The sequence below is a fragment of the Candidatus Cytomitobacter primus genome, from assembly GCF_008189405.1.
Taxonomy (GTDB): domain Bacteria; phylum Pseudomonadota; class Alphaproteobacteria; order CAJXXZ01; family 1604HC; genus Cytomitobacter; species Cytomitobacter primus.
Genome location: NZ_CP043316.1, coordinates 205,102 through 221,439, shown reverse-complemented (window position 1 = coordinate 221,439; position 16,338 = coordinate 205,102). Strand labels below are relative to the sequence as shown.

At 30.6% G+C, this 16,338-nt stretch carries 12 protein-coding genes and 3 tRNA genes; 6 read left to right on the top strand and 9 right to left on the bottom strand.

The window, feature by feature from the left end:
- Window positions 1-8 precede the first annotated feature (8 nt).
- Entirely contained in the window at window positions 9-2,807 is a 2,799-nt protein-coding gene (gene leuS, locus FZC34_RS00965; protein WP_148971602.1) for a leucine--tRNA ligase, read from the bottom strand.
- A 214-nt stretch (window positions 2,808-3,021) separates the two neighbouring features.
- Between leuS and FZC34_RS00960 the strand changes: the two genes are divergently transcribed.
- Window positions 3,022-3,768: a hypothetical protein gene (locus FZC34_RS00960; protein ID WP_148971601.1), complete on the top strand. Its 747-nt coding sequence runs from the start codon at window positions 3,022-3,024 to the stop codon at window positions 3,766-3,768.
- Window positions 3,769-3,862: 94 nt separating this feature from the next.
- On the opposite strand, the gene FZC34_RS00955 is transcribed toward FZC34_RS00960, so the two are convergent.
- The 3 genes from FZC34_RS00955 to FZC34_RS00945 form a co-directional block, all read right to left on the bottom strand.
- On the bottom strand, window positions 3,863-4,291 hold the full coding sequence (locus tag FZC34_RS00955; protein WP_148971600.1) for a ClpXP protease specificity-enhancing factor SspB: 429 nt from the start codon (window positions 4,289-4,291) through the stop codon (window positions 3,863-3,865).
- A gap of 67 nt (window positions 4,292-4,358) precedes the next feature.
- Complete coding sequence (locus FZC34_RS00950; protein ID WP_148971599.1) at window positions 4,359-4,922, bottom strand: DNA-3-methyladenine glycosylase I; 564 nt, start codon at window positions 4,920-4,922, stop codon at window positions 4,359-4,361.
- 207 nt (window positions 4,923-5,129) lie between these two features.
- A tRNA-Met gene (locus FZC34_RS00945) sits at window positions 5,130-5,204 on the bottom strand.
- Between the two features lie 185 nt (window positions 5,205-5,389).
- Between FZC34_RS00945 and FZC34_RS00940 the strand changes: the two genes are divergently transcribed.
- The 4 genes from FZC34_RS00940 (at window position 5,390) to clpX (ending at window position 8,928) form a co-directional block, all read left to right on the top strand.
- Window positions 5,390-5,470, top strand: a tRNA-Leu gene (locus FZC34_RS00940).
- Window positions 5,471-5,498: 28 nt separating this feature from the next.
- Window positions 5,499-7,082 (top strand): trigger factor, encoded by a 1,584-nt coding sequence (gene tig, locus FZC34_RS00935; RefSeq protein WP_148971598.1) that lies wholly within the window; start codon window positions 5,499-5,501, stop codon window positions 7,080-7,082.
- Between the two features lie 2 nt (window positions 7,083-7,084).
- A complete protein-coding gene (locus tag FZC34_RS00930; RefSeq protein WP_148971597.1) occupies window positions 7,085-7,669 on the top strand; it encodes an ATP-dependent Clp protease proteolytic subunit in 585 nt (194 codons plus the stop codon).
- 62 nt (window positions 7,670-7,731) lie between these two features.
- On the top strand, window positions 7,732-8,928 hold the full coding sequence (gene clpX, locus FZC34_RS00925; RefSeq protein ID WP_148971596.1) for an ATP-dependent Clp protease ATP-binding subunit ClpX: 1,197 nt from the start codon (window positions 7,732-7,734) through the stop codon (window positions 8,926-8,928).
- A 369-nt stretch (window positions 8,929-9,297) separates the two neighbouring features.
- Here clpX and FZC34_RS00920 read toward each other — a convergent pair whose 3' ends face one another.
- Complete coding sequence (locus FZC34_RS00920; RefSeq protein WP_187440060.1) at window positions 9,298-10,095, bottom strand: inositol monophosphatase family protein; 798 nt, start codon at window positions 10,093-10,095, stop codon at window positions 9,298-9,300.
- Between the two features lie 14 nt (window positions 10,096-10,109).
- A complete protein-coding gene (gene efp / locus FZC34_RS00915; protein WP_148971594.1) occupies window positions 10,110-10,685 on the bottom strand; it encodes an elongation factor P in 576 nt (191 codons plus the stop codon).
- Between the two features lie 72 nt (window positions 10,686-10,757).
- Between efp and FZC34_RS00910 the strand changes: the two genes are divergently transcribed.
- Window positions 10,758-10,830 (top strand) — tRNA-Lys (locus FZC34_RS00910).
- 100 nt (window positions 10,831-10,930) lie between these two features.
- Here FZC34_RS00910 and FZC34_RS00905 read toward each other — a convergent pair.
- The 3 genes from FZC34_RS00905 to FZC34_RS00895 all read right to left on the bottom strand — a co-directional run bounded on the left by FZC34_RS00905 (window position 10,931) and on the right by FZC34_RS00895 (window position 16,315).
- Window positions 10,931-11,773, bottom strand: coding sequence for a tyrosine-type recombinase/integrase (locus tag FZC34_RS00905; RefSeq protein WP_187440059.1), 843 nt, complete (start codon window positions 11,771-11,773; stop codon window positions 10,931-10,933).
- 30 nt (window positions 11,774-11,803) lie between these two features.
- A complete protein-coding gene (locus FZC34_RS00900; RefSeq protein WP_148971592.1) occupies window positions 11,804-12,445 on the bottom strand; it encodes a hypothetical protein in 642 nt (213 codons plus the stop codon).
- 504 nt (window positions 12,446-12,949) lie between these two features.
- Complete coding sequence (locus FZC34_RS00895; RefSeq protein ID WP_148971591.1) at window positions 12,950-16,315, bottom strand: adenosylcobalamin-dependent ribonucleoside-diphosphate reductase; 3,366 nt, start codon at window positions 16,313-16,315, stop codon at window positions 12,950-12,952.
- Between the last annotated feature and the right edge of the window lie 23 nt (window positions 16,316-16,338).

Genomic DNA, 16,338 nt, shown 5'->3' with positions numbered 1-16,338 from the left:
ACTGCATTTTATATAATAATACTTACAATAACTGGTTTGTCTTTGCGTATGATCATATATTTCTTTATACCTGAAACAACATACTTCATTACTTTTTCGCTATTAGACACTAATTCTTTAATTTTATCATCGGTAATATTTATATCAACTTCTAAAATATCTCGAACTTTACCATTCACATTCACTGGTAATTTTATAGTATTCTCCTGTAACATTTTTTCATCATATGATGGCCATGCCAAGCTCTCTAAACAATTGATAGTATTATATAAATCTTGATTAACATTGCTGTATTTCTCTATATCAGACTGTATGTTTGTTTTTATTGTTTGGTATAAATTCTCACTAATATGAGGGGCAAATGGGTATAACATTTGTATAAATTTAATACTATCTTCAATTGTATATTTCTCGATACTATTATTGAGTTTGATCAATGATGCAAGTGCTGTGTTATATCGCATATTTTCTATTTCATCTGTTACAAATTTAATTGTTTTATGTAATTGTACGATATTATCAGTAGATTTATGGTTCTCTACTATACAAGAACTGATTTTCGCATCTATAGATCTATAAAATCTTTCCATACCTTTAATGTTTTTTATATCCCAAGAACGGCTCTGAGTAATTGGAGCCATGTACATCACATGCATTCTAAAAATATCTATACCATACATATCGCATGCTTTTCGAGGGTCAAGTCCATTTTTATACCTCTTACCCATTTTCCCAGGCTCAATATTTAGCTTTTCTCCAGTAGAAATTTGGAATGCACTATTATCTTGTAACTTTACATCCTCAATATCTACGTAGAAACCCCTTGAATCACTATAAGCATCAGCTGTCATCATTCCTGGGTTAACTAGTTTATTGAATGGCTCTGGATTTGAAACATAACCTAAATCAAACATCACCATATGCCAGAATCTAGCATAAAGCAAATGCAGAACAGCATGCTCAGCACCACCAACATACATATCGATAGACCCTACATTATCAGATGACCAATACTTCATTGCAGTATCAGATAAAATCTCATTATCATTTTTAGGATCCATATAACGCAAATAGTACCAACATGAACCAGCCCAATTTGGCATTGTATTTAATTCTCTAGTAAAAATTTGCTCACCTGGATGTTTTGGATCATTATCATCTAATGTTTTGACGCTACCATTCTCCATGACAATTCCACGTACTGTCTTCCAATCTGTTGCCTTTGCAAGTGGAGGCTCAGCATTTTCTTGATTCAAAACCGGCTTAAAATCATATTGCTTTGGTAATGTTACTGGCAAACAATCTTCATGTATTGAGTATGCATTGTTCTGCACATCAAACACGATTGGGAATGGCTCTCCCCAATACCTTTGTCGACTAAATAACCAATCACGCAGCCTATAATTCGTAATTTGCTTCCCAACTTTTGCTTTCTCTATAAATTCAATTGCATGTTTGATCTGTTTCTTTAAAGATATATTTTCTGTAATTTCAAATTGCATTGGATAGAATAGGGGGCCTTTAATGTCAAAAGCAGAGTCAAATTTTTCTGGGTTTGTTTTCCATAAATCAAGTAATTGGCTACTCGGAACATCATTGCCCTTATAATTTTCTATCAACCATGCATAAGTTGCTTTAATTACAGATTTAAATTGAATATTATGTTTTTTGGCAAATTCAAAATCTCGCTGATCATGTGCAGGAACAGACATTACAGCACCTGTTCCATATTCTTGTAGTACATAATCTGTAGTCCAAATTGGAATTTGCTCATTTGTAAGTGGATGAGTTGCATACCCTACTAATTTTTCCGTATTTTCGTCAGAATCAGTAACTCTATTTTTTTCCAATCCTTCTGTTTTTTCTAAAATGGGATGCTGATGCGAAATGCCAATATAAGCAACTCCAAATACTGTTTCAGGACGTGTAGTAAATATTTCAATATCTCCATGTTCGGTAGGAAATATAATTTTAGTTCCTTCTTGCCTTCCAATCCAATTTTTTTGCATGGTAATAATATTATCTGGCCAATCCAATTTATCTAGTTGGTCATTCAATCTATCTCCATATGATGTAATACGTAACATCCACTGTTTCATAGGTCGTTTTTCAACAAGGTAATTCCCACGCTCACTTTTCCCATCTTTTACTTCTTCATTAGAAAGTACAGTCCCTAACATTGGGCACCAATTTACATTTACATCATCTAAATATGCCAATCTCATTTCATTAATTGCTTCTGTAATTTCTGCTTCTGTGTAATGGTTAACAGATTCAATAAGCTGATTATCTTGTATAGAAAACTTTCTTGAATTTAATTTCTCTCTTAAATCATCAATCGCTTCTGCTTTTTGGGATATGTTATTAAAATAACTATTATAAAGCTTTGTGAATATCCACTGAGTCCACTTATAATATTTAGGGTCTGTAGTAGAGAATGACCTATCATTATCATGGCTCAAAGATAGAGCTTCTAACTGTGATTTCATATTCCTAATATTATTATCAGTTGTTACTTCTGGATGCTGATTAGTTTGTATAGCAAATTGCTCTGCAGGCAATCCAAATGCATCAAATCCCATTGCATAAAGTACATTATTACCTTGCATTCGCCTAAATCTAGCAAAAATATCTGTAGCTATATATCCTAATGTATGCCCAACATGTAGCCCAATCCCACTAGGATACGGGAAGAAATCTAATATACAATAAGATGGCTTTTCGGATATTTCAGATTTATATAAATCATACTTATTCCATAAATTTTTTGCATCTTGTTCAATTTGATGTATTTTATTTTTATCCATAAATGCATTCTACATTACAAACTAAATTGAGCAAATAAACTAAGTTTATCAAACTAATATCCGAGCAGAGCACTATACTAATAATTAGACTCAGAAAACAAGGTAGTATTAAGCTAAATTTAGAAGAAAACTAATATTAACCTAAAACTAGTAACTAGATTAAGTATAAAAATTCCCTATCATTAAATTGAAAACTCCCTATCATTTATTGTATATGTATATATTAAATATGTTTTTTATACAAAGAGTATTCTTTTTAGAATTATGGAATGATAGTAAATTAGTTTCTAAATCTCGCATGGAAGATGCTTCCAAAGATTTATTAATAGAAATAGATAAAATATTGCAACAAAATGAAATTTCAATGAAGCACATACATAGAGTACACTCTTTAAGTGGCCCAGGATCATTTTCTAGTATTCGCATTGCGTATAGTACAATCATTGCACTACAAAAGGTATTTAATCATATACAATATGCATCTTTTTATTTAAACGATTTAATAAAAAATCCAAATAACTTACTTATACAATTAAACAAAAATATATTTATACTTTTTCAAGATGAATGGAAAGTAATTTTCAAGAAACAATTAGATCAAAATGTAACTTACCAAACAATCGCAGAAAATATAGAGCAAAATATAACTAAAAACACTAATCAAAATATTGGGAGGGAAGGGCAACATATCTCAGAAAGCTCAGATAAGGCTATTAGCTCAAATCAAACTATACTAAACAGCTCATACAATGCAAATATAAATAACAATGATAATAAGTATCATATTATTCATAACATAGGCGAAAGAATGGTTAATCAAGGCGAACAAATATATGGGAAGAATTATAATAACCAAATTAATTCACAAAATTCTGATATAACAAATAAAATTAACGCACCATCTGACGCAATCAAAAAACCATTATATGTACATATGCCGGTAATTATGCAGGAAAAATAAAAAATAAGTACATGATGCATCCTTTAAGAAAAATAAATGTACTTATATTATACTGTAAAAACATTAACAATCATGAAGAAAGAAATGCAACCAATCATGAAGCAGAGTATGGGTTTTTAGATGGGAAATAAATTAGGTTATCTTTGATTTCACAATCATCTTCAGTTTTAATTTCTTCTAAATCAGGAGAAAATTCTAATGAAAAATTCACAGATGGATCTGTAATATAGGTTAGCGCATTAAATGGAATCGAAACTTTATTTTTGATGCCTGAAAAACTCAAATCCACTGAAAAACCCTGATGAAAAACTTGTAAATTTTCAAAATCGTTTTGCAAAACTATTGTCATAGAGGTAGGGTATTTTTCTTTAAACTCAGGTGGAATCAAAACATTAGGGTGTTGCGTAGAAAATGCAATATAAAAATGCTGTTCACCATGCAAACCTGAACGAGTAATATCACGCAGTATATCTTTAACCATTAACCTAAGATATTCCTGCAATTTCTTCTTATAATCTTGCATTTACAAACCTCTTGCCAATAAAATTAGCATATTACGATGATTATAACTATATATTGTCTTATATTTACTATTTCTCATTTATAACCACCCATTTAGGACATGTAATCATATGGTCATTTACCATCCCAGCTGATTGCATATAAGCATACATAATTTTTGATCCTACAAAAGACATGCCACGCTTTTTCAAATCTTTAGACAAATTATCACTTTCTATACTCGTAACTGGAACATCATCAAAGCTTTCCCATTGATTCTTAACCATTTTAAAATTCATAAATTCCCATATATACTTATCAAAACTACTAAATTCTTTCTGGATTTGTAGAAATACTATTGCATTTTTTCTAGCAGAGTAAATCTTCAATCTATTACGTATCAATCCTGTATTTTGCAACAAATCTTCAAGCTGTTCATCTGTCATTTCTGCAACCAACTTCGGGTCAAAATTGTAAAAAGCATTACGATAATTTTCTCTTTTATTAAGCACAATCTCCCAGCTTAACCCTGCATGAGCACCTTCTAAAATTAATAGCTCAAAATGATCTCGGTCATCATGAAGCGGAACTCCCCATTCATTATCATGATAATCTGCATATATTTTACTTTTCGATCCAAAACATCTTTCCATACCATATTGATTCTACTTTATTTTAAATTATTAACAAAGAAATTTAACTGCCTAACTAATTTAAAGTAATAGAATCAAACTGAAAATAAAACTAAATCTATAATCAAAGCTAGCAAAATGAACAAGCAAAACTATATATAATATGAAATAACTAGAAAAAACGAAGTAAAAAAAATAACAGAAAATATGATTAAAGAAATAATCACGTTGCGGGAGCAGGATTCGAACCTACGACCTTCAGGTTATGAACCTGACGAGCTAACCAGACTGCTCTATCCCGCAGATCAATACTATCAAATCACATAAAATTTTACAACCCTATGAAAATATCTATACCGATTAATTCAACTAATTAATATCAAAATCATATTTAAGGTTACATTTAAAATGAAAACTCATTAATAATTTAATAATTAATTAACTCAAAACATGGACATATTATATACGATATGTTATAAATTTCGCGAGCGGATGTGGTGGAATGGTAGACACGTTAGATTTAGGTTCTAATGGCGCAAGCTGTGGGGGTTCAAGTCCCTTCATCCGTATTATGCGTTTTTAAAAAGGAGCAAGAAAATGAATTTACCCTATGAAAATAAAGACTTACTTGAAGGTATAAAGTATGATTTGATTTCCTCAGAAGGATTAAATAGGGTATATGAAATCCATGCTAAACATGCTGATTTTGTAAATTTAATGGAAGATTTCTTTAACGAAAAAAAGAAAACTTATACTACAAAATATTTTAATAGACCTGGAAAAGTTCCTATGTCTATAGTGAAAAATGATTTCGCAAGTGCTGCTTTTGTACAAACTGCAAACAAGGTTATTAATAATGTCTTGTCTAAGCTAGAAGATAAATTTCTTGGAGAGCCAGACATTAAAATCAAACAAAATTTCGACAAAAATGATGATTCAAAAGATCCAACATTTACCATAACTTTAAACATGGAGCCAAGTGTTCCAGATCTAAAATTTGAATCTATTGAAATTAACAATCCTATTGTTGAAATATCTGATGAAGATATTAAAAAAGAAATGGATCTTTGGGCTAAAAGCAATGAAAGAGGAGTGGAGTTAACAGAAAAAAGAGCTTCTACTATGGGTGATACTCTTAATGTTTCTATGTCTCTTTTAGATAAATCTGCTGACAAACAAACTTTCCAATTGAAATTGGGTAGTGGAAGATTTGTGCCTGAAATAGAGCAAAAATTAGTTGGTCTTAATGAAGGTGAAAAAATTCAACATACTATTGATGTTCCAAAAAATCTTGATAATCAAAACCTTCCATCTGACATGAAAAAATTTGCTGGTAAGAAGCTATCTGTAAACTTTCATGTTAACAAAATCATGGAAACTAAAAACTATGAAGTTGATATTGAAATGGCTAAACAATTTGGATGCTCATCAGTTGATGCATGCCAATCAAAGTTTAGAGATATGCTAGCAAAAAGAGTTTCAAATTCTTCATTTATGTATAAGAAACATCAATTGTCTAATGAATTTAATAAAATGGTAAACTTTGAATTACCTGCTAATGCAGTAAAAATGGAAGTGCAAGTTTTCTGGAATAGATTTTTATCTAAATTCCAATTGAAAAGAGAGAATATGTTTTCTCATGAAGAGGCAAAAGTTCTATTTGGGAAAATCCAGGAGGCTGGATTTATGAAAGATAGTACATTTGAAGACATTGACCAAAAATACAATGAATTATCTAAAAAAAGACTAAGCTTTTTCTTTATCATGAAGAAAGTGCAAAGTGATCTTGGAATTAGTTTAAACAAATCAGATGTTGATTCTGAAATAATGAACAGATCATCTGAGTTTAAAGGTGGATTATCTGAAGCTGTAAGTTATTTTGAAAAGAATAAAAATGCTAAATCTGAACTAGAAAATACTGTAATAGAAGATAAGATTGTAAATGAAATTCTTCTAAAAGTTAAAATCAATGATGCAAAAATGACTATCAAATCTTTCTTTGAAGAATTAGATCAGTTGGTAAAATCATTAGATGTACAGATTAATTTGCCTGATACAAAAAGTTCTAATGATTCTGAATCAGAAGAAAAAATTGAATCAAGTGCTGAAAATGATAAAAACAATTCAGAGTCAAGTGAATCTGCTGATTCTAAGATTTCAAAAGAATCTAAAGGTAAATAATTATGAGCTTGATACCCGTTGTAATTGAAAAAACTTCTAAGGGTGATAGATCTTATGATATATACTCTAGACTATTAAAAGAAAGAATTATATTTCTTACAGGAGAAATAGATGATAATGTTGCTTCATTAATATGCTCTCAATTACTATTTTTAGAGGCAGAGAGTAAAAGTGATGACGTATATATTTACATCAACTCTCCTGGTGGATCTGTCACATCAGCTTTGGCAATATACGATACTATGATGTTTATAGGTCCAAAAGTTAATACAATGTGTTTAGGTCAAGCATGCTCTGCAGCATCAATGCTATTATGTGCTGGAAATAAAAGGTTTATATTGAAAAATTCCCGAGTGTTATTACATCAACCATTAGGGCAAATGAAAGGACAAGCAAAAGATTTAGAGCTATATGTTCATGAGATCAATAAATTAAAAGATATAGTGAGTGATATCTACCACCAGCATACTGGCATTTCTAAAGATGAATTAGAGCAGATCTTTGATAGGGATACAATTTATAGAGCTGAAGAAGCTGTTAAATTAAATATTGTTGATGAAGTTGTTACAAATAGGAAAAAAATTTAAAATTAATGGTTGGAATAGTATTTCTTAACTATATAATATACAAAATAGGGTAAGGTTTTTTTATGACATATAAACAAGATAAAGCTCCAGTAATTTGTTCTTTTTGTTATAAAGATCAGAATTGTGTGGAGAAATTAATAGCAGCTCCTTCTTCAGCATTTATCTGTAATGAATGTGTAGATTTATGTACAAAAATGATAGATAAATATAAAAATTCTGTTGAAGATAATATTGAAGTACCACTTCCATATAAAATCAAGCAAATACTTGATGAGTATATCATAGGGCAAGAAGAGGCAAAAAAAATATTATCTGTTGCTGTTTTTAATCATTATAAACGGATTACTAATAATAATATAAATGATGATATAGAAATAGAAAAATCTAATATACTATTAATTGGGCCAACTGGATCTGGAAAAACATTTTTCGCCAAAATATTAGCTAAAATATTAAATGTTCCATTTATAATTGCAGATGCAACTTCTTTGACTGAAGCGGGGTATGTAGGTGAAGATGTAGAAAGCATGCTACATAAATTATTACAATCTGCTGATTATAACTTAGATTCAGCGCAAAAAGGAATTATATATATTGATGAAATAGATAAAATTGCTAAAACTTCAGAAAACAGGTCAATATCTAGAGATGTATCTGGAGAGGGTGTACAACAAGCATTGCTTAAATTAATTGAAGGATCTTCAATATCATTGCCACAAAAAATGCAAAAAAAAGGGCAAGATAACTCTATAATGAACACAAAAGACATACTATTCATATGTGGTGGTGCATTTTCTGGCCTAGATGAGATTATTAAAGAATCTGATTCTAGTAAAATTGGTTTTAAATCTGAAGCTATTATTAATGAAAGTAAAAGCCAAGATATAGATATAAAACATTTGGTGAAGTTCGGGTTGATTCCTGAGCTAGTAGGGCGTTTACCTGTATTAGCCAAGCTGCATAAATTTGATAAAGAAGCTTTGATTATGATTATGCGAGATACTAAGAACTCTATTATCAAACAATATTCTAGCCTATTTTCTCTTAGCAATATCAAGCTTAATTTCACTGAAGATGCTATGGAGTTTGTAGCAGAAGAATCTATGAAACGTAATACTGGAGCGAGATCATTGAAATCTGTTCTAGAACAAATATTCTTGGAGCATTTCTTTGCACTCAGAGAAGATTCAAAGCATGAATTATTAATTAATAGAGATTACTTAGAATCAAATAAAAAAGCAAAAAAAGCGAATAATTAGTAAAACCAATACATCAAAACAATCGCAAGTAAGAAATTTTCTCATTCCTTCATAAAATTCCATTTCTTATTCTTTTTATTAGAGTATTTATATATTGAATGTGGACATTCTTCAAAGCACGATTTGATCTCATTTTTATATTCTATTTTTTATATTCTATAGTTTCACACTTTTTGAGTTTTTATGATCTATCAAGTTATGAACTAAAATTACACAATTGATTTGCTTCACATAATGGATATTATGTTAAATTCATTAGGGTAATCATATAAAAAACTAATTAATTTTAATGCCATATATAATCATCATATACTTATAGGCTGTGATCTGTAATATTTGCAAATTATACAACGCAAGAAATATTTTCAATTATGCAGTAAATTCATTTAATGCTGTTAACATATATTCATGTAACTTTTCATTTGAGCAAATCAAATAGTTTGGTAAATTAATTGATTTTGTAGGATGTAATGGTGATAACTCATCATTTGTAATGCTATCACTTTCCTCACTGTATACTTTGATTTTAGCCTTTGATTCAGATGCTAATAATATTCCTGCAGCATAATCACATATATGTTTAACTTTTGTGATACACCCATCAAATCTTCCACATGCAACATATGCCAAATCTAATAGTGGACATCCTATTTTTCTATAGTTTAGCCCAACATCTTTAATTGTTCCAAATAAGCTTTTGTTAGAGTAAATATTACGAGAAACATGCATCAATTTATGGTTCAAGAATGCCCCTTTGCCACTTTCTGCATAAAACATTTCTCTAGAAAGAGGATCTAAAATCATACTAGCAATAATCCTATCATCCTCCATTATAGCAATTGAACAGCAAAATGAATTAATATTATGTGCAAAATTCTCAATACCACTTAAAGGGTTAATAATCCACTTTATATCCTCATCTTCTTGATATGTTTGTGATTTTGAAATTATCCCATACTGCGGTCTTTTTTGATGTAAAAAATTCATAATCATATCAGAAGCTCTACTCTCATATTTTTCAATAAAAGTTCTTCTTTTTTCAAATGCAATATGCCTAATCTCATTGAAATCTCTAATCAGCATTCTGCCAATTTTCTCTAAGATTTCTGTCATAATATTGATGTTAGCTGATTTTAATATATTTTCTTGAATAACATTATTATTCATATTAGTGGTATTCATTAGCTTTTGAATCTTTCCATATAAGTAGAATCTGAAGGATTTACAACTATTTTATCACCTTGCTTAATATATGTTGGAACAAGAATTTTGATTCCATTCTCAATCACTGCATTCTTATACGAAGATGAAGCTGTTTGACCCTTGATTACTGGATCAGCCTCTATGATTTCCATAACAACAGGGCTAGCAAACTCAAAACTGATTACTTTTTCTTCATGCATCATAGCTTTTATTTCAACACCATCATACAAGAAATTTGATACTGGCTTAAAATCTTCTTTGCTAATCTCAAACTGATCATAAGTATCATCCATAAACATAAAATGACATGAGTCATTATCTGCATATAAGAATTTAGCATGTTTCTCTTCAAGAATTGCCTTTACTACATTTTCTTCAGAACGAAATCTTTCATTTAGTTTAGTTGTAGAATCTAATCCTTTAAGCTCCATTTGTATGAATGCACCACCTTTGCCTGGTTTTACATGTTCAGTCTTACGAACTACAAAAAGCTTGTCTTTCATTATTAATACATTTCCAACTCTTACATTAGATACATTTATTTTTTGATCCATAGAAATATAATATCCTAAATATAATTAAAAGTCTTGACTAAAATTACAAAAATCATGATAATAAAGTTCTAAGGGCGCTTAGCTCAGTCGGTAGAGCACTTGACTTTTAATCAAGGTGTCGTAGGTTCGAACCCTACAGCGCCTGCTCTTTTCATTTTCTTGGAATTCTTAATTTAATTAAAATAATGATAGATAATGGTTTTGATAATTTGGCTTACATATTACTTATAATACATAATATAAAATTAATCTTCAGTTTTCTTATATAGCGGATGATGTTTTTTGATTTCAATTTCAGAGTTTTGTGCATGAGTATAAATAGATGTAGTCTTAATGCTAGCATGCCCCATAATAGCCTTTACTTCCAGCAAATTCATACCTTTCTTGACCAAATCTGAAGCTAGTTTATGCCTAAAATCATGTGGAGAAATACCCAACTTTTGTAGCCATAAAAATACAGATTGACGTGTAATATGTTTTTCTCCAGAATTCCATAAATAAACAGAACTTGAATCACGTATATTCATATATGATTTTAAAAATTGTATAGCATTATGTGTCATAAAAACCTGCCTTTCTTTCATACCCTTACCTATCACATTAAAACTTTTACTTTTTTCATTTAAAACATTTTGTACAGAGATAATTTTAATACTGATCAATTCAGAAATGCGTAATCCAGTACTGTATAACATACATATTATTGCCTGTAATCGTATATTAAATAAATTATTTTCTGATTCTAATTGATCCAGAATATCTGCAATTTTATCATTATTTATTATATTAAGATTTTTTTTCTCTTTTTTGATTTTTGGCACAACAATATCTAGATCCATATTCATTTCACAAGATTGAAAAATAATCCATTGGTTAATTGATCGAACTTTTCGCTCTAATGTAGATTGTGCAAATTTATTTGCCTGACAGTTTTCAATATATTGTACCAGAATATTTTTATGAAAATCCTTTTCATTTTTCCACTCGCAAAAAGATTGTATATCTCTTTTATATGCTGTAATAGAATTTTTAGATAAATTCTTTTCATTCAGAAAATCTATAAACAATTCTAAATTATTGTAATTCATTGCCTTCTGCATTGACATCATTTAACATAATCACTTCTTGTTAATTAAATGCTTAGTTAATTGTTCGAGTAAGTCCTTAGAAGTATGATTAATTCTTGAAAGGTATACAATATTTTTCACAATATTCTCTAATTCATGTTTCAATTCTATATTTATTTTTGATCCATTTTCGAAAGATTGTTGAGCATTAGCGAGCCTATTAACAAGATATTGCACTTCCTGTTTTGTATAATCTGTTTGTTTTGTTGAATTACGTAAATTATTTTCCAGTACACAGAAAAATTTCTTAGCTTTGCCAGCCACAAATACAAGCGCAATTAAAACAGAAATCTCAATATATAAGAAATTATAAAAACAATCTATTCTCATACGATTAACTAATATAGGATTAATAAGCATCAGTATAATGAGCATACTAATACGCATGTTCCATATTGATTTAAGGGACTTTTTCATTGCAATCCAATTAAATAAAACTAGTTCTTTAGAATGAATGATAGCCTTATATTCCTGGAAAATGCCTAAATGTTTTTGATTCAACTTATTTGATAAGAGTAATTTCAAAGTTCTATAATTACGCATTGAAGCAAGAACTAACCCACAACATATTATAATATTTAACGATACTAATTGCCAAAACTCTATGTGATTAAAAAAATCTGTATAATACATAGGTCTATTTTATCTTTTATAATCATAAAACACTAGATTCTTATAAATTTTTATTTAAATAATTTTTACTTTTATAATTAATGATATATAAATTGAATGAACCTTCACTATTGATAAGTCATTAGTGCTTCTCCTTATATCTTAACTTTATAAGGGATTTTTTTATTCCCACCTTCAGTAGTTGGTATGAGCACCGTGAGTGTTAAAACCACCATTTCAACATCGCATATTATTATAATACAGCGTATGATAACGCTGATTGCTTAAGCTTTTGCTTATTTTGCTTTTACAAGTTTCATTTTATTCACTTGCAGAAGCTTCCGCTTTTACAAGTTTCATTTTATTCACTTGCTTAATCTGCTCCATTACGAGCATCCGCTCGTGCTACCGCACTTTTACAATGCAGTGCATTGCCATGCACTGATTGCCTAAGTTGCGCTCACGAGCATCCGCTCGTGCTACCTACGCTTTTACAAGTTTCATTTCACCTGCAGGAGTTGTTGGCTATGAGCACCCACTGGTGCTGCCACAACTCTCACATTGCAAGCAAGTGCCTACTCTGCGCATTGTAAATTCCTTACAATTGCTGCACATATCTCCTGTATATCCTAAAGTTTTCTTCAGATCCTTATCAGTTTTGGGATCCTCATTTTTTTCGCTTTCCTCAGCTTCTACATGTGCTAAGCTATCCATATTTCGATACGTAATACCTAAATCACGAACCAAGTAATCTACAATCGAAGTTGCATACTTAATTCTATCATGCCCTTTAATTGGCCCATAAGGTTCAAACTTTGTAAAGGCAAAAGCATCAACGTATTGTTCTAATGGAACTCCATGCTGCAAACCAATTGAAATAGATTTTGCTAAACAATTCATCAAGCTTCTGAATGATGCACCCTCTGTACCCATTCCAGATGTGAACACTTCACGCACATCGCAATTTTCATTCTCACCAGTTGTATGATAGAAAGTATACCCACCAATTGTAACTTTTTGAGTATAACCCTTACGCTTCTTTGGCAACGATTCTTTTTGACCTCTAACAAGACCATGATCATCTTTTTTGTATCGTATCTCCTCATTTTGAGACTCTGCTTTTTTCTGCTTTTTATAAGTTGCAGATTGTCCAGTTAAGTTCAGTGCTTGTGCTAATTTAGATCCATCTCTATACAATGCAATTGCTTTTGTCCCTAACTCCCAAGCTAGCATATATGAATTTCCACATTCTTCAATTGATGCATTTTCAGGCATATTGATAGTTTTAGAAACTGCACCAGATAAAAATGGCTGTACAGATGCAACCATCTTGATATGACCATCTGTGGCAATAAATCTTTCACCATGTGTAGCACAATCAAATACTGCTAAGTGCTCCTCTTTAATATATGGAGCTTTTGTAATAGATCCAGTTCCACATGCAAATTCACTAGCCAATGCCCTATCTTGCTTAGATATATTTAATTTCTCAAATAATTCATTTACGTCCTTAGCATCAAATTTAGTGAATATTTCTTCCCCAATAACCCAACTAGAAAAAGCAGAATCAACATCAAATGAGTTTTTTAATGCTGCAGCAATTTTATCCAAAACTTCATCAGAAAATCCTGCCTGTCTCAACACTTCATTATTTAGCCCAGGTGAATTTTCAATATGACCATGACCAATCACATAATTGATAATACTTTCAACTTGTTTTTTGTTATACCCTAATGATTCCAAAGCAGGTTTGATCGAATTATTGATAATTTTGAAATATCCACCACCAGAAAGCTTTTTATGCTTCACTAATGAGAAATCTGGTTCAATACCTAATGTATCACAATCCATAAACAGACCAATTGTCCCTGTTGGTGCTAACAATGTAACTTGAGCATTTCTATACCCGTATTTCTCACCATTTACTATAACTTCATCCCACAACTTCTGCATTCTGGATTTTGATTTTATCGGGCATTTATCCCAATTCAATGCTATAGGATTTACACCAATATTTGAGCATTTTTCGCCAAACACTGCTGATTTATGATTTTTAACCACCTCTAACATGCATTCACGATTTTCATCAAATTTATTAAATGCACCTAAATCTTTAGCAAGCTTTGATGATGTATTATATGCTTCTCCATGCATTAATGCTGTAATATATGCAGATAGTGCTCTACCTTCTTCACTATCATAAGGAATACCACTTTGCATTAATAATGCACCTAAGTTAGCATATCCTAATCCTAATGTCCTAAAATCAAACGAACGCTGTGCAATCAATTTTGATGGAAACTGTGCCATGGCAATAGAAATTTCCAATACTGTTGTCCAAAGTTGTACGGCATGAGCAAACTTATCTTCTTCAAAAGTCCATTTTCCTGCGTTATGATTATAAAATTTCAATAAATTAATCGATGCTAAATTACATGCAGTATCATCTAGGAACATATATTCTGAACATGGGTTTGATGCATTAATTCTTCCGCTATTTTTACATGTATGCCAATCATTAATTGTTGTATCATATTGAATTCCTGGATCAGCACATAGCCATGCAGACTTACTAACTTCATGCCATAGTTTTTCTGCAGATATTTTTTTAGCCACTTCACCTGTTGTTCTAAATGTTAACTCTATATCACCATTTTTATTTGCAACTTTAGTCATGAAATCATTTCCAACACGTACAGAGTTATTAGAATTCTGACCAGATACAGATGCATATGCCTCAGATTCAAATTCTGCAGTCAAGGTTTGGCAATCTACATCTTTCACACCTTGTGCAAGTAATTTCAAAATTCTATTTAAATATCCATATGGAACACTTTGTTCTTCAGCTTCACATAAAACATTACCTAATGCATCATTAAATTCTGGATTATACTTATGCTCTGCCTTACCAGTCCATGAATTGCATGCATCTTTTACATTTTTAATAGTATTGCTTATGATTTTTGAACCAACACATAAGAAAACAACTTTATCTTCTTCTTTTGTTTTCCACTTTATATATTCTTCAATATCCGGATGATTAATATCTACAATATCCATTTTTGCTGATCTACGTGTTGTACCACCAGATTTAATAGCACCAGCATTAGCATCAAACACAGTCAAAAAACTTAGTAAACCAGATGAAATTCCACCAGATGAAAGACTTTCACTTTTCCCACGTAATGTAGAATAATTTGTTCCACTTCCAGACCCATATTTAAACACACGAGTCTCTCTGGCAAGCAAGTCTATAATTCCACCCTCTTGTAATAAATCATCCTTCACTGACTGAATAAAGCATGCATGAGGTTGAGGCCTTTCATATGCAGATGATGATTGACAAATTTCCAGTGTATCATGATCTACAAAATAATGACCTTGTGGTTCCCCTTCAATTCCATATGCCCAGTTCAAGCCAGTATTAAACCATTGTGGAGAGTTAGGTGCAGCTTTTTGTGATGCTAACATATTACACATTTCATCATAAAATACTTTTGCATCTTCTGAAGAATTGAAATAATTATACTTCCAACCCCAATACGTCCAAGCACCTGCAAGTCTACTAAATATTTTTCTTGCATCATCTTCTACAGAATATCTTTCTGCTTCTTGAAGATTAGCTAACTTATCAATATCTGGAACAGATTTCTGTAACCATTCTGGAACATTTTGCTCAAATACTCTTTTAGTAAATCTAGGAATTCCTGCTTTTCTAGCATATTTCTGTGCCAATATATCAATTGAAGTTTGTGACAAATTCTCTGGAACCAATATAGATTCAAATGACTTAATTATTTCACCATCTAAACCTATAATTTTACTACTTCTTTTTACAAAATTAATACCTTCATAAGGACTAGATTTAGTAAAGCATCTTTTAAATTTCATATCACCTCTATTAATAAAAATCA

Coding starts and splice junctions, on each gene's coding strand:
- leuS (WP_148971602.1), bottom strand. CDS start 2,807: ATGGATAAAAATAAAATACATCAAATTGAACAAGATGCAAAAAATTTA.
- FZC34_RS00960 (WP_148971601.1), top strand. CDS start 3,022: ATGTATATATTAAATATGTTTTTTATACAAAGAGTATTCTTTTTAGAA.
- FZC34_RS00955 (WP_148971600.1), bottom strand. CDS start 4,291: ATGCAAGATTATAAGAAGAAATTGCAGGAATATCTTAGGTTAATGGTT.
- FZC34_RS00950 (WP_148971599.1), bottom strand. CDS start 4,922: ATGGAAAGATGTTTTGGATCGAAAAGTAAAATATATGCAGATTATCAT.
- tig (WP_148971598.1), top strand. CDS start 5,499: ATGAATTTACCCTATGAAAATAAAGACTTACTTGAAGGTATAAAGTAT.
- FZC34_RS00930 (WP_148971597.1), top strand. CDS start 7,085: ATGAGCTTGATACCCGTTGTAATTGAAAAAACTTCTAAGGGTGATAGA.
- clpX (WP_148971596.1), top strand. CDS start 7,732: ATGACATATAAACAAGATAAAGCTCCAGTAATTTGTTCTTTTTGTTAT.
- FZC34_RS00920 (WP_187440060.1), bottom strand. CDS start 10,095: ATGAATAATAATGTTATTCAAGAAAATATATTAAAATCAGCTAACATC.
- efp (WP_148971594.1), bottom strand. CDS start 10,685: ATGGATCAAAAAATAAATGTATCTAATGTAAGAGTTGGAAATGTATTA.
- FZC34_RS00905 (WP_187440059.1), bottom strand. CDS start 11,773: ATGAATTACAATAATTTAGAATTGTTTATAGATTTTCTGAATGAAAAG.
- FZC34_RS00900 (WP_148971592.1), bottom strand. CDS start 12,445: ATGTATTATACAGATTTTTTTAATCACATAGAGTTTTGGCAATTAGTA.
- FZC34_RS00895 (WP_148971591.1), bottom strand. CDS start 16,315: ATGAAATTTAAAAGATGCTTTACTAAATCTAGTCCTTATGAAGGTATT.